Source organism: Sphingomonas sp. C3-2 (assembly GCF_033025475.1).
GTDB lineage: Bacteria > Pseudomonadota > Alphaproteobacteria > Sphingomonadales > Sphingomonadaceae > Sphingobium_A.
In genome coordinates, this window is record NZ_CP130322.1 from 269,801 (window position 1) to 291,338 (window position 21,538).

At 65.5% G+C, this 21,538-nt stretch carries 21 protein-coding genes; 15 read left to right on the top strand and 6 right to left on the bottom strand.

Annotated elements, in window-relative coordinates; genetic code table 11:
• Positions 1-3: 3 nt before the first annotated feature.
• Complete coding sequence (locus QYC26_RS01225; protein WP_317513590.1) at positions 4-1,722, bottom strand: DUF4153 domain-containing protein; 1,719 nt, start codon at positions 1,720-1,722, stop codon at positions 4-6.
• 137 nt (positions 1,723-1,859) lie between these two features.
• On the opposite strand from QYC26_RS01225, the gene QYC26_RS01230 reads away from it, so the two are divergent.
• Genes QYC26_RS01230 through QYC26_RS01250 form a run of 5 tightly spaced genes read left to right on the top strand, consistent with a single transcriptional unit; the run spans position 1,860 to position 5,970 of the window.
• Positions 1,860-2,972 carry a DUF3089 domain-containing protein gene (locus QYC26_RS01230; RefSeq protein ID WP_317513591.1) on the top strand — a complete coding sequence of 371 codons (1,113 nt, stop codon included), beginning with the start codon at positions 1,860-1,862 and terminating at the stop codon, positions 2,970-2,972.
• Positions 2,969-3,430 (top strand): Holliday junction resolvase RuvX, encoded by a 462-nt coding sequence (gene ruvX / locus QYC26_RS01235; RefSeq protein WP_317513592.1) that lies wholly within the window; start codon positions 2,969-2,971, stop codon positions 3,428-3,430. The genes QYC26_RS01230 and ruvX overlap by 4 nt, the downstream gene beginning before the upstream one ends.
• Complete coding sequence (locus QYC26_RS01240) at positions 3,424-3,720, top strand: DUF1294 domain-containing protein (protein WP_317513593.1); 297 nt, start codon at positions 3,424-3,426, stop codon at positions 3,718-3,720. Before ruvX ends, QYC26_RS01240 begins: the two co-directional genes overlap by 7 nt.
• A gap of 34 nt (positions 3,721-3,754) precedes the next feature.
• Positions 3,755-4,744, top strand: a complete 990-nt coding sequence (locus QYC26_RS01245; RefSeq protein ID WP_317513594.1) for an aspartate carbamoyltransferase catalytic subunit — start codon at positions 3,755-3,757, stop codon at positions 4,742-4,744.
• The gene (locus QYC26_RS01250) at positions 4,741-5,970 is read left to right on the top strand and encodes a dihydroorotase (RefSeq protein ID WP_317513595.1); all 1,230 of its coding nucleotides are present in this window, start codon (positions 4,741-4,743) and stop codon (positions 5,968-5,970) included. Before QYC26_RS01245 ends, QYC26_RS01250 begins: the two co-directional genes overlap by 4 nt.
• 16 nt (positions 5,971-5,986) lie before the next feature.
• Here the strand turns inward: QYC26_RS01250 and QYC26_RS01255 are convergent, their stop codons facing one another.
• Genes QYC26_RS01255 through QYC26_RS01265 form a run of 3 tightly spaced genes read right to left on the bottom strand, consistent with a single transcriptional unit; the run spans position 5,987 to position 8,718 of the window.
• The gene (locus tag QYC26_RS01255) at positions 5,987-7,294 is read right to left on the bottom strand and encodes a tetratricopeptide repeat protein (protein ID WP_317513596.1); all 1,308 of its coding nucleotides are present in this window, start codon (positions 7,292-7,294) and stop codon (positions 5,987-5,989) included.
• Positions 7,295-7,325: 31 nt separating this feature from the next.
• Positions 7,326-7,991 (bottom strand): hypothetical protein, encoded by a 666-nt coding sequence (locus QYC26_RS01260; RefSeq protein ID WP_317513597.1) that lies wholly within the window; start codon positions 7,989-7,991, stop codon positions 7,326-7,328.
• A gap of 13 nt (positions 7,992-8,004) precedes the next feature.
• Entirely contained in the window at positions 8,005-8,718 is a 714-nt protein-coding gene (locus tag QYC26_RS01265) for a ParA family protein (protein WP_317513598.1), read from the bottom strand.
• A 159-nt stretch (positions 8,719-8,877) separates the two neighbouring features.
• Here QYC26_RS01265 and QYC26_RS01270 point away from each other — a divergent pair, with 159 nt between their 5' ends.
• Entirely contained in the window at positions 8,878-9,843 is a 966-nt protein-coding gene (locus QYC26_RS01270) for an SPOR domain-containing protein (protein WP_317513599.1), read from the top strand.
• A 9-nt stretch (positions 9,844-9,852) separates the two neighbouring features.
• Here the strand turns inward: QYC26_RS01270 and serB are convergent, their stop codons facing one another.
• Positions 9,853-10,734 carry a phosphoserine phosphatase SerB gene (serB, locus tag QYC26_RS01275; RefSeq protein WP_317513600.1) on the bottom strand — a complete coding sequence of 294 codons (882 nt, stop codon included), beginning with the start codon at positions 10,732-10,734 and terminating at the stop codon, positions 9,853-9,855.
• Between serB and miaA the strand changes: the two genes are divergently transcribed.
• From miaA to leuA, 9 genes are all read left to right on the top strand, one after another.
• A complete protein-coding gene (gene miaA / locus QYC26_RS01280) occupies positions 10,727-11,677 on the top strand; it encodes a tRNA (adenosine(37)-N6)-dimethylallyltransferase MiaA (protein WP_317513601.1) in 951 nt (316 codons plus the stop codon). The genes serB and miaA overlap by 8 nt on opposite strands.
• Positions 11,678-11,761: 84 nt before the next feature.
• Complete coding sequence (locus QYC26_RS01285; RefSeq protein ID WP_317513602.1) at positions 11,762-13,510, top strand: acetolactate synthase 3 large subunit; 1,749 nt, start codon at positions 11,762-11,764, stop codon at positions 13,508-13,510.
• A 15-nt stretch (positions 13,511-13,525) separates the two neighbouring features.
• Positions 13,526-14,041 carry an acetolactate synthase small subunit gene (gene ilvN, locus QYC26_RS01290; protein WP_317513603.1) on the top strand — a complete coding sequence of 172 codons (516 nt, stop codon included), beginning with the start codon at positions 13,526-13,528 and terminating at the stop codon, positions 14,039-14,041.
• Positions 14,042-14,067: 26 nt separating this feature from the next.
• A complete protein-coding gene (gene ilvC / locus QYC26_RS01295; protein WP_317513604.1) occupies positions 14,068-15,087 on the top strand; it encodes a ketol-acid reductoisomerase in 1,020 nt (339 codons plus the stop codon).
• A gap of 108 nt (positions 15,088-15,195) precedes the next feature.
• Positions 15,196-16,335 carry an 8-amino-7-oxononanoate synthase gene (locus QYC26_RS01300; RefSeq protein WP_411197639.1) on the top strand — a complete coding sequence of 380 codons (1,140 nt, stop codon included), beginning with the start codon at positions 15,196-15,198 and terminating at the stop codon, positions 16,333-16,335.
• Positions 16,332-16,964, top strand: a complete 633-nt coding sequence (gene bioD, locus QYC26_RS01305) for a dethiobiotin synthase (RefSeq protein WP_317513605.1) — start codon at positions 16,332-16,334, stop codon at positions 16,962-16,964. Before QYC26_RS01300 ends, bioD begins: the two co-directional genes overlap by 4 nt.
• On the top strand, positions 16,961-18,208 hold the full coding sequence (locus tag QYC26_RS01310; protein WP_317513606.1) for an adenosylmethionine--8-amino-7-oxononanoate transaminase: 1,248 nt from the start codon (positions 16,961-16,963) through the stop codon (positions 18,206-18,208). Before bioD ends, QYC26_RS01310 begins: the two co-directional genes overlap by 4 nt.
• Before the next feature lie 52 nt (positions 18,209-18,260).
• A complete protein-coding gene (locus QYC26_RS01315; protein WP_317513607.1) occupies positions 18,261-18,893 on the top strand; it encodes a YceI family protein in 633 nt (210 codons plus the stop codon).
• A 259-nt stretch (positions 18,894-19,152) separates the two neighbouring features.
• Positions 19,153-20,862, top strand: a complete 1,710-nt coding sequence (leuA, locus tag QYC26_RS01320; protein WP_317513608.1) for a 2-isopropylmalate synthase — start codon at positions 19,153-19,155, stop codon at positions 20,860-20,862.
• A 37-nt stretch (positions 20,863-20,899) separates the two neighbouring features.
• Here the strand turns inward: leuA and QYC26_RS01325 are convergent, their stop codons facing one another.
• Entirely contained in the window at positions 20,900-21,178 is a 279-nt protein-coding gene (locus tag QYC26_RS01325) for an acylphosphatase (protein ID WP_317513609.1), read from the bottom strand.
• Positions 21,179-21,538: the final 360 nt, after the last annotated feature.

Genomic DNA, 21,538 nt, shown 5'->3' on the forward strand with positions numbered 1-21,538 from the left:
AGGCTATTCGAATGTCTCGCCAACGGGTTTGCCGTCCAGAAATACCTGCTTGCGCGTCACGGTTTCGATCGTGAATCGCCCTTCGCGGATCGCCTCTGCCTCGGCCGCCCGATCCTCCGCCTCGCTGCCATTCTGGCCGCCCCACTCCCTCGCCCGGCGCACGTCCCAGCCGCCCTGCGGCAGGCGGCGTGCCTGCGAGACATTGATGGCGCACTCCTTGCACTGGCGCACGACCAGAACGGCAGTGTCTGCCCCGGCCTCGTAATAGATCCCGTTCACGGTATCGGGCCCGGTCGCGAGGCTGAACGCCTCCAGCAAGCCATCGGGCAGCGGCACCGCCTTGGGCTTGACGGTGATCGTCGCACGCACCGTGTCGGCGGCAACCCTTCGCTCGGCGATCTCACGCAGATCCCAGCGGTTCGCCACCTTCAGCGCGCGTTCGGCCTCTGCGCGGATCGCTGCGTTCGGCGATTTTGCCAGCCGGTCGAGCGCCTTTTGCCCGGACGCGCCGAAATCGAAGCGCAGCGCCGCCCAGTCGAACCGGTCGGGCCGCACCTTCCCGCTTTCCAGCCGCGCCACTTGATCGCGCGTCGAGATCGCGTTGAAATTGAGGATGGGAAGCGCAAGGAACAGCGCGAGCGCGCACAGCCCGATCGCCAACTTCATGTTGGCCGGGCGGATCGCCTCCATCCAGTCGCGGCGCTTCCACAGGATGATCGCGAGATAAGCTGCGCCGTAAATGATCGCGATGACATCAAAGGTGATCGCCCAGAGGCGGTCGGGCGTGAACCCATATTGCCCCACGCGCGTCAGCGTCGAAACCAGCGCGATCACCGCGAGGGGCAGGATGACGACGCCCAGCGCCACCGCGGCATAGCCCAGCACCCGGTGCTTCAGCCGGGTGTCCTCGCCATTGCCGATCACGCCATTGGCGAGGATCAGCGCGCCTACGATGCAGGAGAGCAGGATCGGCGTGGTCGAGCGCGTCGCGCTCCACAGCGCATCCAGCCCGGTGAACGGCAGGCTGGCGAGAAACAGCACCAGCCCGATCGCAAGCACGGGCGCCAGCACGGCAAGGATCGCGACGATCACGCGCTGCAGCGGCCGGACGATCCGGTCCTGCTCGCGCAGCACGCCCACCGCGGTGCCGAACGCACCGCCCATCAGCGGCCGCCAGAACCATTCCTTGTCCAGCAGATCCTTGAGCAGGCTGATCTTGATCAGCGCGAAAAGCTCGGAAAGCAGCAGCGTGAGCAGGAAGACGATACCGACGAAAATCCAGCCCGCGATCCAGATCACGACATTGGTGAAGGCATGGTCATGCGCCTCGGCATAGGGAAAGCGCAGCCCTCCGGCATCGCGCGCCGCCTGAAACAGCGGCGCGGCAATCGCCACGCACAGAAAGATCGACAGGAAGCGCCAGCTTTCAACGTCGCTCCAGTCGGCAGGTGAGCCGTTGAGATAGAGGATCAGCGCGGTCGCGCCGCCCGCAACCAGCGAAAAGACCACCGCCCACCGCCAGCGCTCGCGCTCCAGCGTAAAGGCGAACAAAGTGGCGCTCGCGGAGATGAAGACCGCCAGCGTCAGCGGAATGAGCGCTTCGTAACGAACGCGCTCCCCAACGAGGAAATGCACCGCAAGCGCAGCGACGGCGCCGATACCGCCCAATATCCACGGCCGCACGGGCCAATCGGGACGCCCCTGCTCGTTCACCGCTGCCATGCCTGCTCCTGCCGAATCCGTTTTGATGAAAGGATGTTAGCCAAGACAAGGCGTTGTACCAAACGTCGCGATTGCGTCCCCCGCGCGGCTCATGCACAGGGTATGCCGATATCTGCCCCCGGCTGATGGAGATACACTTGGCCCGCAAGTTCCTGAATGTCATTGCCGTGCTGATCGTGCTCGGGCTCGTCATTGCGCTCGCTTACCGCCTGTTCGGTGTTCAGCTGATGCGCACCGCGATGGTGCCGAGCGTCGAATTCGTCGCGCAGCCGGGCGTGCAGATGACCGCCTATGCCGATCCCGATATGTGGATCTCGCGCCCCGACCGGGCCGAGGGCGATCCCGCGCGCTGGGTTCCGCAAGGCGCAGCACCGGCGGAACCGGGCGAGGCCGCGCTCTTCTACATCCACCCCACCTCCTATCTCGAGCGCAGCCAGTGGAACGCCCCGCTCGACGACAAGGAAGCCAATGACCGCGCCGCGCTCTATATTCGCGGGCAGGCCAGCGCGTTCAACGCGGTCGCGCAGATCTGGGCGCCGCGTTATCGCCAGGCGACCTTCGGCGCCTTCCTGACCGACAAGCCCGAAGCCGCGCGCGCGCTCGACCTCGCTTATGGCGACGTCGCCGCCGCGTTCGACCGTTTCGTTGCCGAAGCGGGCGACCGCCCGATCATCCTGGCCGGGCACAGCCAGGGCTCGCTCCACCTCACCCGCCTGCTGCGTGAAAAACTGGCCGGCACCCCGCTCGCCAGGCGCGTCGTCGCCGCCTATGTCGTCGGCTGGCCGATCTCGCGCGCCACCGATCTGGGCGCCCTTGGCCTGCCCGAATGCGCCAGCGCCGATCAGTCGGGTTGTCTCCTCAGCTGGCAAAGCTTTGCCGAGCCCGCCGATCCGGCGCTCATCCTCGAAACCTACGGCGCCTCGAAGGGGTTTGACGGGCGCCCGCGCGCCGGCACCCCTATTATTTGCACCAATCCGGTCACCGGCACGCCCGGCGGCGCGGCGGCGGCATCCGCCAATCTCGGCACGCTCGTCCCCACCAAGGACCTGCAATCCGCCGATCTGGTTCCCGGCCATGTACCCGCACGTTGCGCCGAAAACGGCTTTCTGCTGATCGGCGATCCGCCGCAGGTGGGCAATTATGTCCTCCCCGGCAATAATTACCATGTCTACGACTATAGCCTGTTCTGGGGCAGCGTCCGCGCCGACGCCGCGCGCCGACTGGCCAATTACAAGGCTTCGCACAAATGATCACGACCGACCGCTTTGCCTTTCGCGAGGCGCTTCCCGCAGGCGGACGCCTGATCGGGCTCGACATCGGCACCAAGACGATCGGCACCGCCTTTTGCGACGCCGCATGGACGATCGCGAGCCCGGCGGAAACGATCCGGCGCACCAAGTTCGGCAAGGACAAGGAAGCGCTTCAGGCGCTGATCACCCAGCAGCAGGTGAAGGGCATCGTCGCGGGCCTGCCGCTCAACCTCGACGGCAGCGACAGCCCGCGCACCCAGTCGGTCCGCGCCTTTGCCCGCAATATCGAGGATATCGGCCTGCCGATCTTCATGTGGGACGAACGCTGGTCCACCGCCGCGGTCACCCGTACCCTGCTCGACGCCGATGCCAGCCGCGCCCGGCGCAGCGAACTCGTCGACAAGCTGGCCGCCAGCTACATCCTCCAGGGCGCGATCGATGGGCTCAGCATGTGCTGAGCGCCGATGCGCTCCTCCTCATCGGCGCCGGCCTGATCGCCATCAACCTCTGGGCCTTTGCCCAGTTCGGGATCGACAAGGCCCGCGCCCGGGCGGGCGAGCGCCGCATTCCCGAGGCCGTCCTGCTGCGCCCCGCGCTGTTCGGCGGCATTTTCGGTGCCTATCTCGGCCGTTCCTGGTTTCGGCACAAAACGCGCAAGGCCAGTTTTTCATGGCGGCTGCACCTCATTGCGATGGTTCAGGCGGGTATCGCGCTCGGGCTTTTATGGGCCTGTGCCACTGCCGCTTGAACTTGTTCGCGTGCGGGCGTAAGCGGCAGCTTTAATGTCAGACGCAACATTCCTTTCGCCGAGCGGCCTTACCGGCGCCCAGCTCTTTCCGCACAGGCACCTCACCGGCATTGCCGGTCTCCAGCCTCACGAAATCACCTTTCTGCTCGACGAGGCCGAACAATGGGTCGACCTCAATCGCCGGGCGGCAAAGCATGACGGCCGGTTGAGCGGCCTCACCCAGATCAACGCCTTTTTCGAAAATTCGACGCGCACGCTGCTGTCGTTCGAAATCGCGGGCAAGCGCCTGGGCGCCGACGTGGTCAACATGCACGCCGCGCAGTCGAGCGTGAAAAAGGGCGAAACGCTCATCGACACCGCCGTCACGCTCAATGCGATGCGCGCCGACGTCATCGTCATCCGCCATCAAAGCTCGGGCGCGGTCCAACTGATCGCCGACAAGGTCGACTGCCCAGTGCTGAACGCTGGCGACGGCCGCCACGAACACCCCACCCAGGCGCTGCTCGACGCGCTCACCATCCGCCGCCGCAAGGGGCGCATCGCGGGCCTCACCGTCGCGATTTGCGGCGATGTGCTGCACAGCCGCGTCGCGCGCTCGAACATCCTCGCGCTGCGCTCGCTGGCCGCCGATGTTCGCGTCATCGCCCCGCCCACGCTGATGCCCCCGGCGATCGAACGGATGGGCGTCACCGCCTTCTCCAATTTCGACGAAGGGCTTGAAGGCGCCGATGTCGTCATGATGCTGCGCCTCCAGAACGAACGCATGGCGGGCGGCTTCATCCCCTCGCCGCGCGAATATCACGCGCTTTACGGCCTCACGCCCGAACGGCTGAAGCGCGCCAGGCCCGATGCGCTCGTCATGCACCCCGGCCCGATGAACCGCGGCATCGAAATCGACAGCAGCGTCGCCGATGATCCGGAACGCTCTGCCATCACCGAACAAGTTGAAATGGGGGTCGCCGTCCGCATGGCCTGTCTCGATGTTCTCACACGACGCCAACGCGGTGTGGAGGGCTGGGCATGACCATGCGCGCCATCCTCAACGGTCGCCTCGTCCTCGATCAGGGCGCACCCACGCCCGGCGGCGTGCTGGTACAGGGCGACACGATCGTCGCCATCGGCCAGTTCGACGTGCCCGCCGATGCTGACGTCATCGATGCGCAGGGCGGGCTGATCGCGCCGGGCATCGTCGATCTCGGCGTGTTCGCGGTCGATCCGCCCGCCTGCCGCGCCGGCGGCATCACCCGCGTCGCGCTCATGCCCGATCAGTCGCCGCCGCTCGACGAACCCGGCCTCATTCAGCGCGCCGCCGCCTCGGGCAAGCCCGATCATCTCTGGGTTCACCCCATCGGCGCCGCCACGCGCGGGCTTGAGGGGACCGAAATGGCCGAATTCGCGCTCATGCAATCGGCGGGCGCGCGCGCCGTTGCCACCGGCCGCCGCGGCATCGCCTCGTCGGGCGCGATGCAGCGCGTGCTCGCCTATGCGCAACCGCTCGGGCTGATGCTCATCACCCATGCAGAGGACGATGGTCTGAGCGCCGGCGCGGTCGCGACGAGCGGCGAAATCGCCACCCGGCTCGGCCTGCCCTGCGCCCCGGCCATTTCCGAAGCGATGGCCATCGCGCGCGATCTCGCGCTGGCCGAGATCACCGGCGCGCATGTCCATTTCCGCCAGGTCACCACCCAGCGCGGGTTCGACCTCATTCGCGAGGCGAAGGCCAAGGGCAATGTGAAGCTGTCGTGCGGCATCACCCCGGCGCATCTCTATCTGTCGGATATCGAAACCGCCGATTTCCGCACCTTTGCGCGCCTGTCCCCGCCGCTGCGCGACGACAGCGATCGCAAGGCCGCGCTGGCCGCCATCGCCGACGGTACGATCGATGTGCTCTGTTCGGGCCATGATCCGCGTGGGCCCGAAGACAAGCGCCTGCCCTTCGCCGATGCGGTTGCCGGCATGGCGGGTGCGGAAACGCTCCTCGCGCTGGCGCTCGGGCTGGTGCGCGACGGGCTGATCGACGAGGCCGGGCTGTTCCGCCTGCTCGCCGCCAATCCGGCGCGGCTGCTTGGGCTCAATGCCGGTCGCATCGCCGTCGATGCGCCCGCCGATGTCATCGTCGTCGATGTCGATGCGCCGTGGAAGATCGATTCGGATCGCATGGTCGCGCGTGCCGGCAACACGCCGTTCGACGGCCTGCCCGTTCAGGGCAAGGTCCGCCATCTGCTAAAGGGCGGTCAGCCGGTCGGCTGACCCGCCCGAAAGGGTGTCAGCGCGCGGAAGCCAGCCGCGCGCCCGCCCCTTGCGCCCATTGCACGGGCATTTCCTTGGCCGCCGCGCGGACAAAGCAGCTTTCACCGGCATTTTGCATCCGGGTACACAGTTGCTCCGCGCTCCGGCGATCGCCGAAATCGCCAATCGCGACGCGGTAAAGCCGCCCGCGCGCACCGCTCATGCTCGCGGTCGGACGATAGCTGCTGAGCTGACCGTAACGCCGGATCGCGCCCGCCCAGGCCGTTGCCGCACGCTGTTCACTGCCATAGGCACCGATCTGGACGACATAGCGTCCCGCCGCAACGCGCTCCCCCGTGGGCATCGCCATCGGTGCACGCACCGGCGCCTGCACCGCGCTGCGCACATGGCTGGCCTGCACGGGCAGCGGCTGAACAATCTCGCGGTACGGCGCGAAGGTGACCTTGCGAACGGGCGTTACCAGCGCAACCTGCGTTACCGGTTCGGAGACCGCTTCGGTCGCCATAGCGTCCTCCGCCTCCGCTGCCGGGGTCGGTAGCTCGATCGAAATCGCCGAGGCAACACGCACGTCCTGTTCGGCCGCGCGCGGCCCACCAAGCGCCAATCGCTCGGGCTGGCCGGCATCGCGAACTGGTGAAACACCCAGTATAACAGGCACTTGCGAGCCCTTGTTCGACGGATCGGTGAAGCGGGCCCATTCGGCCATCCGCCGATCAAGCGCATCGGCATGGACGTCCTGCGCCGCGATCGCGCGCGCTTCGCGCCACTTGCCGGCAATCGCATAGGCCAGCGCCAGATTTTGCCGCGTCCGGCTCGTCGCACCCTCGGCACGCGCCGCACTTTGCAGCAGCGCAATCCCCCCATCCGCGTCGCCGGCAAGCGCAAGCGCAAGCCCCTTGTCCCCGGCAGAGATCGCATCGTCGGCGGTCTGAAGCGTGTTGAGCGCGCCTTCCGCCTTGCCCAGCGCAATCTCGACAAGCGCGAGGTTCAATCGGGCGCGTGCATTGTCAGGATCCAGCGTCAGCGTATCGGTGAAGGCCGTCTCGGCCGAATTCAGCCGCCCGGCGCGCAGATAGGCTTGGCCCAGAAGCGCGCGGTAATCCGCACGCTCGGGTGCCGCGCCGACAGCGTCCTCGGCTGCCTCGACCGCGCGGCCATAATCCTGCGCGTTGAGCGCCGCGCGCGCCGCCTCGGCGCGTTCTTCGGCGATCACCGGATTGGCCGCCACGGCTGCGCCAGAGCGCAGGTCGATCGGATTGCCGCCCGTGGCCGCAAGACCGATCACCAGCGCCGAGGCCGCCAGTTTCAGCACAGCATGTTTCATCGTCGCCCCGCCTTCGGCTTTTGCCGTCTGTTCAATTTCGTTCAGGCACATGTCTGACAAGCCCTTCGAGATCAGGTATATTCTCGAGAAAACTATCCAACGCCTGCGTAACGATCGACTGTGCCGAATCGCGCGAGATCGCGCAAGCCAGCCTGAGCTTCAAATGGCGTTCCGGGTCCAGACGCAGCGTAAACGCCGCCTTGCCCTTGCGGGTCGCCGCCGCTTTCTGCAGCCGGGAAATCGCGATCGTCGGCAGCGGCAGGGCTTCAGCGGGCGCCTTGGCACGCGCGGCGCGCTTGCTGCCCGTGGTCAGCACCGGGGCCACCAGCGTGCTTTCGGGTTCGGGTTCCTCCTCGCCCGCGTCTGTCGCGACGGCGGCGGGCTCTTCGGCCGGGGTCGGGGCCGGGGCGGCGGCACGCGCCGCAATGGCTTCGTGCTCGGCATCCAGTTCGCGTGCGAGCACGCGGCGTTCCAGCAACACGTTCGGGATCGCCGGCATCGACACGGTGGGGCCATGCGCGGCGCCTCCCAGCGCGTCGGCATCGACGCCCATGTCGTTCCAGCCCAGATCTTCCTGCAGCGCAAAGCTGCCAAAACCGCTAAACCCCTGCGGGCGCATGGCGGGCTTGGCCTGGCCTTTGCGGGCGAGCAGCCCCGAGGACAGCGATGCGATGGGTTTCAGTTCGCCTGAAAGCATGGTGCGATACTCCTTACTGGCCGATCACCCGGCGGCCGAAGCCACCAACGGGCCGTGCGGCAACGGCAATCCCCATCTGGGGCGCGCTGAACACGGTACGGCGGAAATTCTTTTCGAGGCGGTCCGAGATATAGCCCCAGAGTTCGGTCACTTCCTGCGCCGAACGCCCCTTGGGATCGACCTCCATCACCGTGCGGCCATCGATCATCGAGGCGGCGAAATCGGTACGGTGGTGCAGCGTCACCGGCGCGACCGTGCCGTGCTGCGACAACGCAACCGCGGCCTCATAGGTGATCCTCGCCTTGGGCGTGGCGGCGTTGACGACAAAGATCAGTGGCTTGCCCGATCGTTCGCACAGATCGACCGTCGCCCCCACGGCGCGCAGGTCGTGCGGGCTCGGCCGCGTCGGGATGACGATCAGCTCGGCCACCGAAATCACGCTCTGGATCGCCATGGTGATGGCGGGCGGCGTGTCGATCACCGCCAGGCGAAAGCCCTGCTGGCGCAACACTTCAAGGTCGGATGCCAGCCGCGCCACGGTGGTCTGCGCATAGGCCGGAAAATCGGCCTCGCGCTCGTTCCACCAATCGGAAAGCGAGCCCTGCGGATCGATATCGATAAGGACAACGGGGCCGGCGCCCGATCGCTGCGCCTGCACGGCAAGATGCCCCGACAAGGTCGTTTTGCCCGATCCACCCTTTTGTGATGCCAAAGCCAGTACGCGCATTATTCCCCCCACGCATCTCAAGTCCTGGAGCAACAATGTCCGGCATCAGCTTAAAAATCCGGTTAATGCGCATTTTTGACGCCAAGCCACTGTAAAACCGACGCCAAACCGCGCTATTATGATTGCTTGGGCGATGCGGGCGCCAATGTTTCGGGGGCGATGATGAAAAAATCTGGCTGGTTTTTTGCCGGGCTGATGCTGGCGGCAACGCCCCCCGCCCTGGCGCAGGTCGACGCCATGCCTCCATCCCCCGAGCTTCTCCTGCGCGCCGATGGCGGCGACGCCGATGCGCAGTTCGATCTGGGTGAATTCTACAAGGCGCGCGCCGCCGGGCGCGGCTCCGATCTGGTCTCCGCCGAAAACTGGTATCGCAAGGCCGCCGGTCAGGGCCTGCCCCGTGCCGAGGACGAGCTTGGCCTCGTCCTGTTTGAAAACGGCAAGCCCGCCGAGGCGCTGCCACTGCTCGAAAAATCGGCCGGGCGCGGCGATTCGCGTGCCGAATATCTGCTCGGCACGATCCTCTTCAACGGCGATGTCGCGGCGCGCGACTGGGTTCGCGCCTATGCGCTGATGCTCCGCTCCGCCGCGTCCGGGCTCGAACAGGCGGGCTATACGCTGACGCAGATGGATCAGTTCATCCCGGTCGATGATCGCCGAAAGGCCGCGCTGCTCGTCCGGCAGGCCGCCATTGCGGTGTCGGATGCGCCCGCGCCCAGTCACGACGCGCCGGGCGCCAGCTATGCCGCGCCGCGCCTGCCAACGATGCCTGCACCGGCCACGCCACCCGCTCCGCTGCCAACCGAGCCAAAGCCCGTCGCCCTTGCCGACCGGTCACCGGTCATCGCGCCTGCTCCACCGCGTCCGGTCACCCCGCGACCGAACCATGCCAGCGGCGGGGCATGGCGCATCCAGCTCGGCGCCTTTTCCGAGGCCGATCGCGCGAGCGCGCTCTGGAAAACGCTGCGCCCCAAATTCGGCGCCGATGCGCCCGCTGTTCATTTCGTGAAGACCAGCGGGCTCACCCGCGTCCAGATCGGGCCATATGCCTCGGCGGCCGATGCCCAGCGCGAATGTGCGCGGTTGCGGCGCTGGGGACAGGCGCAGTGCCTGCCCCTCAAGCCCTGACCGCTCGAATCAGGCGATCACCCAATCCTTGCGCGCAATGCCCTGCGCATAAAGCAGCGCGCTCAGATCGCCGTAGATGATGCGCGCATCGGCCGCAGCCGCTGCCTTTTCCTTGGCATGATAGGCAACGCCCAGCCCGGCCGCCTCGATCATCGGGATATCGTTGGCACCGTCGCCCACCGCCATGCTCGCCGCCGCATCGAGACCAAGCGCCGCAAGCTCTTCCTTCAGCACATTCTGCTTGGTCAGCGCGCCGACGATCGGGCGCGCCACGGTGCCGTCGAGCACATCGCCACCAATCCCCAGCACGTTCGAAACCGCGCGTTCGAAGCCGATCTCCTGCGCCACCGCATCGGCAAAGACGGTGAAGCCGCCCGAGACGAGGATGGTGCGCGCACCGCGGGCGCGCATCGTGCGGACAAGCTCGACCGCCCCCGGCATGATCTTCACGCGTTCGGTGCGGCAGGTATCAAGCGTCGAGACCGGCAACCCTTTCAGCAGCGCCACGCGCGCGTCGAGCGCTTCCTCGAAATCCAGTTCGCCGCGCATCGCGCGTTCGGTCACGTCCGAAATCTCGGCCTTCAACCCAGCATAATCGGCGAGTTCGTCGATGCACTCGATCGTGATCATCGTCGAGTCCATGTCCGAAATCAGCAGCGTCTTCTCGCGCCCCGCCTCGGCCTGGACGATGACGTCGATGCCCTCGATCGCGCGTTCCAGCGCGGCCTGCGCCGCCGCGGGATCGCTGGTAAAGGGAATGTCCGCGGCCTTGCCCTCATCGATCCAGCGCGCCTCGCCGGGCGCGCAGCCGGCATCCTTCAGGCGGGCGAAGAAGGTTGACATATCGCCCTGCGTCATTTGATCGGCTGCTATGATGGTCGCGATGAACAAGACTCATACCCCTAAACGTCAGAAGGTCGTGCTTATTGCGGGGCCGACGGCAAGCGGCAAGTCGGCTTTGGCCGTCCGGCTGGGACAGCACCTCCCATCCCTTGTCATAAACTCGGATTCCGCACAGGTTTACAGTGATTTGCAGGTTCTTTCGGCAAGGCCATCCGAAGATGAAAAGGGCGGTGTGCCGCACCATCTCTTCGGCTATATCGACGGTGAAACCGCCTGTTCGGCCGCGCGCTGGGCCGAGGATGCGAAGCAGGCCCTTGCCCTTGCCGCGCGCGACGAACGTCTCCCGATCCTCGTCGGCGGCACCGGCCTTTATATGCGCACGCTGCTCGACGGGATCGCCCCCGTGCCCGAAATCGACGAAGCGCTACGCGCCGAGATCCGCGCGCTTCCCGTTGCCGAGGCGCACCACCTTTTGCAGCAGCACGATCCCGCCGCCGCCGAACGGCTGAACCCCGCCGATACCACGCGCGTTGCCCGCGCGCTTGAGGTTGCACGCGGCACCGGACGCACGCTCGCCGACTGGCAAGCGCAGCGCGTGGGCGGCATTCAGAACGCGATCGATCTCGTCCCGCTCATCCTCCTCCCCCCGCGCGACTGGCTGTTCGAGCGGATCGAGCGCCGCTTTGGCGTCATGGTGGCGGGCGGCGCGGTGGACGAGGTGGAGCGCCTTCTCGAACGCGAGCTCGATCCCGCGCTCCCGGTGATGCGCGCGATCGGCGTGCCCGAGATAAGCGGCTGGCTTCGGGGTGAGATTTCGCGCGCGGCGATGCTCGAACTGGGCACCATCGCCACCCGACAATATGGAAAGCGGCAATATACCTGGTTTTCGCGCCAGCCCCCCGCGACATGGCCTGTCTCAAATGAGAAATTAGATGATTCTGAAATTGACCGATTAGCAATTAAATTGCGAGACGAGGTGTTGACAGTTTAGTTTATTATCCCTAGCCAGCCCAACTTGCCCTGGCCGCCAATCCCGGTGTTTGGCTGGGGTCTGTGCAATTTTTCGGAGGATAAGATGACGGCGGAAAAGTCCGGCGCGGACATATTGGTCGAGGCCCTGATCGATCTCGGGGTCGAGGTCGTATTCGGCTATCCGGGCGGCGCTGTACTTCCCATCTATGATGCGCTCTTCAAGCAGAAGCGCATCAAGCACATCCTCGTCCGCCACGAACAGGCAGCCACCCATGCGGCCGAAGGCTATGCGCGTTCGACCGGCAAGCCCGGCGTCGTGCTCGTCACCTCGGGCCCCGGTGCCACCAATGCCGTCACCGGCATCACCGACGCGCTGATGGATTCGATCCCGATGGTCGTCATCACCGGCCAGGTGCCCACCGGCCTCATCGGCTCGGACGCGTTCCAGGAAGCCGACACCGTCGGCATCACGCGCCACTGTTCGAAGCATAACTATCTGGTGAAGGATCCCGCGCGCCTCGGCGACACGATCCACGAAGCCTTCCATATCGCCACCTCGGGCCGCCCCGGCCCGGTCGTCGTCGATATTCCGAAGGACGTTCAGGTCGCCAGCGCGAAATATCGCAAGCCCGGCGTGATCCAGCACAAGACCTATCGTCCGCAGATCAAGGCCGATCAGACGCTCATCGAAACCGCGGTCGACATGCTGGCCGCGGCCGAGCGCCCGATCTTCTACACCGGCGGCGGCATCATCAATGCGGGCCCAGCGGCCAGCCAGATCCTGCGCGAACTGGCGCGGATCACCGGCGCGCCGGTCACCTCGACGCTGATGGGCCTCGGCGCTTTCCCGGCCTCGTCGGACCAGTGGCTGGGCATGCTCGGCATGCACGGCACCTATGAAGCCAATCTGGCGATGAACAAGGCCGATCTCATCATCGCGCTCGGTTCGCGCTTCGACGACCGCGTCACCGGCCGCCTCGATGCCTTCGCGCCGCATTCGAAGAAGATCCATGTCGATATCGACCGGTCTTCGATGAACAAGACCGTCCATGTCGATCTGCCCATCCTCGCCGATGTTGGCCGCGCGATGGAAGACATGGTCCGCGTCTGGAAGTCGCGCCAGCACCAGAAGAACGACCTGTCGGGCTGGTGGGCGCAGATCGCCGAATGGCGCGCCAAGAACAGCCTCTCCTATCCGGCATCGGATAGCGAGATCATGCCGCAGGAAGCGATCCGCCGCCTGTGGGAAGCGACCAAGGCGAAAAGCCCGGTCATCACCACCGAGGTGGGCCAGCACCAGATGTGGGCGGCCCAGCATTTCCACTTCGAACAGCCCAATAAGTGGCTGACCTCGGGTGGGCTCGGCACGATGGGCTACGGTCTGCCCGCCGCGATCGGCGCGCAGCTCGGCAACCCCAACACGCTGGTGATCGACATTGCGGGCGAAGCCTCGATCCAGATGAACATCCAGGAACTGGCGACGGCGACGCAATATCGCCTGCCGGTGAAGATTTTCATCCTCAACAACGAATATATGGGCATGGTTCGCCAGTGGCAGCAGCTCACCTATCAGAGCCGCTATTCCGAAAGCTATTCGGATGCGCTGCCTGATTTCGTGAAGCTGGCCGAGGCTTATGGCTGGACGGGTATCCGCATCGAAAGCCTCGACGAACTCGACGCCGGCATCCAGAAGATGATCGACACGCCCGGACCGGTGCTCGTCGACTGCCGCGTGGCCAAGCTCGCCAACTGCTTCCCGATGATCCCCTCGGGTGCGGCCCATACCGACATGATCCTGCCGTCCGACGAGGTTTCGGGCGAAATGGACGACGAAGCCAAAGCGCTGGTCTGAGAACGGAATTTATCCATGCACATGAAGCAAGAAGCGCAAGAGCGTCATACGCTCGCCGTCATCGTTGACAACGAAGCGGGCGTTCTGGCCCGCATCGCAGGGCTGTTCACCGCGCGCGGCTACAATATCGAAAGCCTGACCGTCACCGACATCAGCGAAGACGATCTGATCAGCCGCATCACCATCGTGACGAGCGCGTCGGCGCCGATGATCGAACAGATTATCGCGCAGCTCGATCGCCTCGTGCCCGTCCACAAAGTGGTCGATCTCACCGCACTCGGGCAGCATGTCGAGCGCGAGCTTGCGCTGGTGAAGGTCGCCGGCAAGGGCGATCACCGGATCGAGGCGCTGCGCCTCGCCGATGTTTACCGTGCGCGCGTCATCGACGCGACCACGTCGAGCTTCGTTTTCGAAGTGACCGGAGGGTCGGACAAGATCGACACCTTCATTTCCCTCATGCGCGAGGTTGGTTTGGTCGAGGTCGCCCGTACCGGCATCGTCGCCATTTCCCGTGGCAGCCAAGCCGCCTGAACTCTTTAAGACAAAGGACTGATACTATGCGTGTTTATTATGATCGCGATGCCGATCTGGGCCTGATCAAGTCGAAGAAGATCGCGATTCTCGGTTATGGCAGCCAGGGCCACGCCCATGCCCAGAACCTGCGCGACAGCGGCGTGGCGGAAGTCGCCATCGCGCTGCGCCCCGGTTCGGCATCGGCCAAGAAGGCCGAAGGTGCCGGCTTCAAGGTTCTGCCGAACGCAGAAGCCGCCAAGTGGGCCGACATCATCATGATCCTGGCGCCCGACGAGCATCAGGCCGCGATCTATGAAAACGACATCAAGGGCAATCTGCGCCCCGGTGCCGCACTTGCCTTTGCTCATGGCCTCAACATCCATTTCGGCCTGATCGAAGCACCCGCCGACATCGACGTCATCATGATCGCGCCCAAGGGCCCCGGCCACACCGTGCGCGGCGAATATGTGAAGGGCGGCGGCGTGCCCTGCCTCATCGCGATCCATCAGGACGCTTCGGGCAACGCGCACGACATCGCGCTTTCCTATGCAGCCGGCGTCGGCGGCGGCCGTTCGGGCATCATCGAAACCAACTTCCGCGAAGAATGCGAAACCGATCTGTTCGGTGAGCAGGCCGTGCTCTGCGGCGGCGCCAGCGCGCTGGTCCAGGCCGGTTTCGAAACGCTGGTCGAAGCCGGTTACGCACCGGAAATGGCCTATTTCGAATGCCTTCATGAGCTGAAGCTGATCGTCGACCTGATGTATGAAGGCGGCATCGCCAACATGCGCTATTCGATCTCGAACACCGCCGAATATGGCGACATCAAGACCGGTCCGCGCATCATCACCGAAGAAACGAAGAAGGAAATGAAGCGCGTTCTGGAAGATATCCAATCGGGCCGCTTCGTGAAGGACTTCGTGCTCGATAACCGCGCCGGCCAGCCCGAACTCAAGGCCAGCCGTATCGCGGCCAAGCGTCACCCGATCGAGGAAACCGGCGCCAAGCTGCGCGCCATGATGCCCTGGATCGGCGCGAACAAGCTGGTCGACAAGGAAAAGAACTAAGCGCTTCGCCCGGCTGGTTTTCAGGCCAGCCGGGCACGGCCCCGTGCTTGGCCTGTTGGTGGTGCCGCCCAAAAACGCTATGGGCGGCGCACCTCAGGAGTAAGACCGATTTCTCTGTTCCACGCTTTTCAAAGCCAGCTCGATGCGCTCGCCGCAGAGAACCGGCTTCGCAGCCTCGCCCCGCGTCAGGGGCTCGATTTCGCCTCCAACGACTATCTCGGCCTCGCCCAGTCGCCCGCGCTGCGCGACGCGCTTGTCGAGGGCATCGCCCAGGGCATCCCGGCCGGTTCCGGCGGATCGCGCCTGCTGCGCGGAAACCACGCCGAGCATGAAGCGCTCGAATACGCCGCCGCCCGCCATTACGGCACCGAGGCCGCGCTTTTCCTCTCCACCGGCTTTGCCGCCAATGCCGCGCTCTTCGCCACGCTGCCCCAGCGCGGGGATCTCGTCGTCCACGACGCGCTTATCCATGCCAGCGCGCATGACGGCATGAAGCTCGGCCGCGCCGAACGCGTCGCCGCCGCGCATAATGACGTCACCGCCTTTGACGACGCCATTGCCGCATGGCGCCGCGCCGGCGGAACGGGCCGCGTCTGGATCGCGGTCGAAAGCCTTTATTCGATGGACGGCGACACTGCCCCCGTCACCGAACTGGCCGCCCTCGCCCAGCGGCACGAGGCCTTCCTGATCGTCGACGAGGCGCACGCCACCGGCGTTTTCGGCGAACAGGGGCGCGGGCTTTCTGCCACCGTCGCCGGGCTCCCCAACGTCATCACGCTCCACACCTGCGGCAAGGCGCTGGGGTGCGAGGGGGCGCTGCTCTGCGCGCCGCGCGTGCTCATCGACTTTCTCGTCAACCGCGCGCGCCCCTTCATCTTCTCGACCGCGCCCTCGCCGCTCATGGCCTATATGGTCCGCCGCGCGATCGGGCTGGTGTCCAGCGATCCGGCGCGCGCGACCGCGCTGCGCGCGCTGGCCGACCATGCCGGCGGCGAGCTTCATAACCGGCTCGGCGTGCCGCGCACGGGCACGCAGGTCATTCCCGTCGTGATCGGCGACAATGGCCGCACCATGGCGATCGCCGCCCGGCTTCAGCAGGCGGGCTTCGACGTGCGCGGCATCCGCCCGCCCACGGTGGCGCCGGGCACCGCGCGCCTGCGGCTTTCGATCACGCTCAATATTGGTCAGAGCGATGTCGACGCGCTCGTCGATGCGCTCGAAGACGCCGTGGAAAATATCCCCGCATGACCCATTTCGTCGTCACCGGTACCGATACCGATATCGGCAAGACCGTCTTTTCCGCGGCTCTCACCGCAGCGCTCGGCGCCAGCTACTGGAAGCCCGTCCAGTCCGGGCTCGAAGGCGGCACCGACAGCGAACGCATCGCGCAACTGACGGGGCTCAACGATACCGGCCATCCGCGCATCTTTCCCGAGCATTACCGCCTCGTCACCCCCGCCTCGCCGCACCTCTCGGCCGAGATTGACGGGGTCGAGATCGATCCCGCCGCCATCACCCCGCCGGTCTGCAAAGGCCCGCTGGTGATCGAGGGCGCGGGCGGCGCGCTCGTCCCCGTCACGCGCACGGTGCTCTTCGCCGATCTCTTCGCGCGCTGGCAGCTGCCGGTGATCATCTGCGCGCGCACCGGCCTCGGCACGATCAGCCACACGCTGATGACGATCGAGTCGCTCCGCAGCCGTGGCGTTCCGATCCACGGCATTACCTTTATCGGCGACGCCATGCCCGACAGCGAGGCCGTTATCCCCGAAATTTCGGGCGTCCGCCGTCTCGGCCGCCTCGACCGCCTTTCCCGGCTCGATCGCGACAGCCTGATCGCTGCCTTCGACGCCGGCTTCGATATCAAGGATTTCCAATGACCCGTTCGCCCGTCTGGCACCCCTTCACCCAGCACGGCCTGGGCGAACCCGTTCCCCTGATCGACCGCGCCGAGGGCGCCGCGATCTACAGCGCGGACGGCCAGCGCTGGATCGACGCGATCTCTTCCTGGTGGGTGGTCACCCATGGCCATTGCCATCCCCGCATCATGGCCGCAATCCGCGCGCAGACCGAAAAGCTCGATCAGCTGATCTTCGCGGGCTGGACGCACGAACCCGCCGAAAAGCTCGCCGCCGCGCTGGTCGCCATGACCCCCGCGCCGCTCTCGCACGCGTTCTTCTCTGACAGCGGATCGACGAGCGTCGAGGTCGCGCTCAAAATGGCGCTTGGCTACTGGGCGCATATCGGCGAACCGCGCGAGCGCATCCTCGTGATGGAACACAGCTATCATGGTGATACCATCGGCGCGATGTCGGTCGGCGCGCGCGGAGTGTTCAACAAACCCTATGAGCCGCTGCTCTTCGATGTAGGCACCATCCCCTATCCCGCCGCCGGGCGCGAACAGGAAACGCTCGACGCGCTCGAGGCCGCCTGCCGCGAAAAGCCCGCCGCCTTCATCGTCGAACCGCTGATCCTCGGCGCGGGTGGCATGTTCTTCTACACCCCCGCCGTGCTCGCCGAAATGCGCCGCATCTGTGCGGCGCACGGCGTGCTCTTCATCGCCGATGAGGTGATGACCGGCTGGGGCCGCACGGGCACGCGCTTTGCCTGCGATCAGGCGGATATCGTTCCCGACATCATGTGTCTGTCCAAGGGGCTGACCGGGGGCGCCATTCCGCTGGCGGTCACGCTCGCCTCCGAAGCGATCTTCGATGCGCATTACAGCACCGATCGCGCGCGCACTTTCTATCACAGCAGTTCCTACACCGCGAACCCGATCGCCTGCGCCGCCGCCAACGCCAATCTCGAAATCTGGCGCGACGAACCCGTGCTGGACCGCGTCGTCGCGCTCGGCGCCGCGCAACAGGCGCGGCTCGATACGCTCGCCGATCACCCACGCCTGCGCAATGTCCGCCGCATGGGCACCATCGCCGCGATGGACGTGCATGTACCCGATGGCGGCTATCTCTCAGGCCTCGCGCCGCGGCTCATGGCCTATTACCGCGAACACGGCGTGCTGCTCCGCCCGCTCGGCAACACCATCTATGTGATGCCGCCCTATTGCACCGACGATGCCGATCTTGATCGCATTTACGGTGCCATCCGGGGATCTCTTGATATTTGACAGCCGGGACAGTCGGTTCCACTTTCCCCGCTCCCCCAATCGGAGTCTCTCAATGCGCCGCAGCATCATCGCCATCGCCCTTGCCGCCACCGCGGCGGTCGCCCTTCCCGTCATCGCGCAGCAGAACGCGCCCATGACCGCGCCGGGCGCCAGGGATGCCTCGCGCATCACCGGCGGCACCTATAAGGTCGATCCCGGCCACACGCTCGTCCAGTGGACGGTCGATCATCTCGGCTTCACCCCCTATTTCGGCATTTTCGGCGACGTCACCGGCACGCTGGTGCTCGATCCGAAGAACCCCGCCGCCGCCAAGGTCGACGTGACGATCCCCGTCGCCAAGGTCACGACCGCCAGCACCGGGCTCACCAAGCATCTGCTGACCAAGGACTTCTTTGGCGATGCCCCCGCCGACGCGCGCTTCGTCTCGACCTCGGTCAGGGTCGATGACGATGGCGACGAAGCCAAGATCGCGGGCAACCTGACGCTCAACGGCGTCACCAAGCCGGTCACGCTCGACGCCGATTTCTACGGCGCCGGCAAGATGCCCGCGCAAATGGGTGGCAAGGAAAATGTCGGCTTCGAAGCCGAGGCAACCATCCGCCGCAGCGACTTCGGCATCAATTACGGGCTACCCATGGTGTCCGACACGGTAAAGCTCAAAATCGTCGCCGCGTTCGAGAAATAATCAGCCACCGATGCCCCCCTGTCGTGAAAGCGACAGGGGTTTTTGCTGGACATTCGACTCATTTCCCGGCATTGGGCTTGCCATGAACGCGCACCGCGCCCTTCTCCTTCTTCGACTTACGCGCCCTTAGGCGCGACGATCCCGTGCGGCCGTTATCCGGCCAGCCGAGGCACCGCCTAAGGGCCAGACGAAATCAGGGAACGAAATAGAGCCGCGGCAGTGCGATCTGCCCGCGCGAATCTGAAGCCGAGAGAAGACAATGCTGCGTGATCCTTCCGTAAAATACCGTGCCTTCCCCCAGATCGACATTGCCGATCGCCAATGGCCCAGCCGCACGATCACCAAGGCGCCGCGCTGGCTGTCGACCGACATGCGCGACGGCAACCAGGCGCTCATCGATCCGATGGACAGCGAAAAGAAGCAGCGCTTCTTCGACCTGCTGGTCAAGGTCGGCTGCAAGGAGATCGAGGTCGGCTTTCCCTCGGCGGGCGCAACCGAATTCGATTTCATCAGCGGGCTGGTCCAGTCGGGCCGCATCCCCGACGACGTCTTCGTCCAGGTGCTCACCCAGTCGCGCCAGGACCTGATCGAAAAGAGCTTCGAAAGCCTGAAGGGCGCGAAGCAGGCGATCGTCCACCTGTACAACGCCGTCTCGCCCGCATGGCGCAAGATCGTGTTCAACATGGACCGCGCCGAGGTGAAGGACATCGCGATCCGCGGTGCCAAGATCCTGCGCGACGAAGCCGCCAAGCAGCCGAACACCGACTGGCATTTCGAATATTCGCCCGAAACCTTCTCGACCGCCGAACTCGATTTCTCGGTAGAGGTGTGCGAGGCGGTGATGGATATCCTGCGCCCGACGCCGGAAAAGCCGCTGATCCTCAACCTGCCCGCCACGGTCGAGGCCGCGACGCCCAATATCTATGCAGACCAGATCGAATGGTTCTGCCGCAACATCCCCAACCGCGATTCGGTGGTTATCTCGCTGCACCCGCATAACGATCGCGGCACCGGCGTGGCGGCGGCCGAACTGGGCCTGATGGCGGGCGGCGACCGCGTCGAAGGCTGCCTGTTCGGCAATGGCGAACGCACCGGCAACTGCGATCTGGTGACCGTCGCACTCAACCTGTACACGCAGGGCGTCGATCCCGAACTGGACTTCTCGGATATCGACGACGTGATCCGCACGGTCGAATATTGCAACAACATCCCCGTCCATCCGCGCCATCCCTATGCCGGCGATCTGGTGTTCACCGCCTTTTCGGGTTCGCACCAGGACGCGATCAAGAAGGGCTTTGCCGCGCAGGAAGCGCGCAACGATGAATATTGGGAAGTCCCCTATCTGCCGATCGACCCCGCCGATCTGGGCCGCAGCTACGAAGCCGTGATCCGCGTCAATTCGCAATCGGGCAAGGGCGGCGTCGCCTGGGTGATCGAACAGGACAAGGGGCTGAAGCTGCCCAAGCGCATGCAGGCCGATTTCAGCCGCCATGTGCAGGCGCTGGCCGATGAAACCAGCCGCGAACTGAACTCGGCGGATATCTGGGAAACCTTCCGCAGCGTCTATGCGCTCGACGGCGAACATCCCTTCGGCCTCGTCGAATATCAGGAATCGCACGCCCCCGGCGCGTCGGGCGGCGCAAACCGCACCTTTATCGGCAAGGTCCGCCTCGACGGCGAAGTCCGCTCGATCAGCGGGCGCGGCAACGGCCTGATTTCGTCGGTGCTCGCCGCGCTGCGCGACGAATGCGGCATCGAACTCGAAGTCGCCGATTACAGCGAACACGCCATCGGTCACGGCACCGATGCGCAGGCTGCGGCCTATGTCGAATGCAAGACGCCCGATGGCCGCACGGTCTACGGTGTCGGCGTCGATGCCGATGTGGCAACCGCCTCGGTCCGCGCGGTGATGAGCGCCGCGAACGGCATCGGCCAGTCCGCCGTCGCCAAGGCTGTGAACGCCGCCTGATCCGCTTCATCCGCCCCGGCCACCGCGCCGGGGCGGATCAGCCCGTCGGCCGGGTCACGAACCCCGCTTCGGGCACCTCCGCCCGGTCCGAAATCGCGATTTCGTCGACCCGGGCCAGCGCCGGCCCGTTATGGCAGGCGTTCAGAAACGCCCGCACCTTCGCCGCGTCGCCGGAAATCACCGCCTCCACGCTGCCATCGGCGCGATTGCGCACCCAGCCGTCCAGCCCCATGTCGCGCGCCGCGTGCGCCGCCCAGGCGCGGTATCCCACGCCCTGTACCCGGCCGGTGATGATTAGGTGACGGGTTGCAATCATCTCCAGCCTTTCGCCGTTCAAGAGGCTGTCAGCATATCGCCTTTTGGTGCGCCGTGCGAAAATTGACGGAAAATTGCATTTCGCGTAAATATTTTGTTAAATTTATACGCTTGTAGAAGTTTATATTCCATATTACCTATTACTTGCAGCTCCTTCGGAGCCTGCGGAGCTAAACTCGACCCCGCTTCGGCGGGGTTTTTTACGTGTGCGCACAAGCGCGACACCCACGCGCACCGCATGTCGCCTTTGATGCGCCCTTCGCCCGCCATCGCGCCGGGCCGATACCCCCTCTGACCACCCCCGCCGCGCATCTGTTCAACCCGCCGCAACGCGGATAGCATCGGCCGCCGGGGATCAGGG

What these genes read in the sequence shown, in the direction of transcription:
- QYC26_RS01225 (WP_317513590.1), bottom strand. Translation starts at nt 1,722, where the DNA reads ATGGCAGCGGTGAACGAGCAGGGGCGTCCCGATTGGCCCGTGCGGCCG.
- ruvX (WP_317513592.1), top strand. Translation starts at nt 2,969, where the DNA reads ATGATCACGACCGACCGCTTTGCCTTTCGCGAGGCGCTTCCCGCAGGC.
- QYC26_RS01245 (WP_317513594.1), top strand. Translation starts at nt 3,755, where the DNA reads ATGTCAGACGCAACATTCCTTTCGCCGAGCGGCCTTACCGGCGCCCAG.
- QYC26_RS01250 (WP_317513595.1), top strand. Translation starts at nt 4,741, where the DNA reads ATGACCATGCGCGCCATCCTCAACGGTCGCCTCGTCCTCGATCAGGGC.
- QYC26_RS01255 (WP_317513596.1), bottom strand. Translation starts at nt 7,294, where the DNA reads ATGAAACATGCTGTGCTGAAACTGGCGGCCTCGGCGCTGGTGATCGGT.
- QYC26_RS01260 (WP_317513597.1), bottom strand. Translation starts at nt 7,991, where the DNA reads ATGCTTTCAGGCGAACTGAAACCCATCGCATCGCTGTCCTCGGGGCTG.
- QYC26_RS01265 (WP_317513598.1), bottom strand. Translation starts at nt 8,718, where the DNA reads ATGCGCGTACTGGCTTTGGCATCACAAAAGGGTGGATCGGGCAAAACG.
- QYC26_RS01270 (WP_317513599.1), top strand. Translation starts at nt 8,878, where the DNA reads ATGATGAAAAAATCTGGCTGGTTTTTTGCCGGGCTGATGCTGGCGGCA.
- miaA (WP_317513601.1), top strand. Translation starts at nt 10,727, where the DNA reads ATGAACAAGACTCATACCCCTAAACGTCAGAAGGTCGTGCTTATTGCG.
- QYC26_RS01285 (WP_317513602.1), top strand. Translation starts at nt 11,762, where the DNA reads ATGACGGCGGAAAAGTCCGGCGCGGACATATTGGTCGAGGCCCTGATC.
- ilvN (WP_317513603.1), top strand. Translation starts at nt 13,526, where the DNA reads ATGCACATGAAGCAAGAAGCGCAAGAGCGTCATACGCTCGCCGTCATC.
- ilvC (WP_317513604.1), top strand. Translation starts at nt 14,068, where the DNA reads ATGCGTGTTTATTATGATCGCGATGCCGATCTGGGCCTGATCAAGTCG.
- bioD (WP_317513605.1), top strand. Translation starts at nt 16,332, where the DNA reads ATGACCCATTTCGTCGTCACCGGTACCGATACCGATATCGGCAAGACC.
- QYC26_RS01310 (WP_317513606.1), top strand. Translation starts at nt 16,961, where the DNA reads ATGACCCGTTCGCCCGTCTGGCACCCCTTCACCCAGCACGGCCTGGGC.
- QYC26_RS01315 (WP_317513607.1), top strand. Translation starts at nt 18,261, where the DNA reads ATGCGCCGCAGCATCATCGCCATCGCCCTTGCCGCCACCGCGGCGGTC.
- leuA (WP_317513608.1), top strand. Translation starts at nt 19,153, where the DNA reads ATGCTGCGTGATCCTTCCGTAAAATACCGTGCCTTCCCCCAGATCGAC.
- QYC26_RS01325 (WP_317513609.1), bottom strand. Translation starts at nt 21,178, where the DNA reads ATGATTGCAACCCGTCACCTAATCATCACCGGCCGGGTACAGGGCGTG.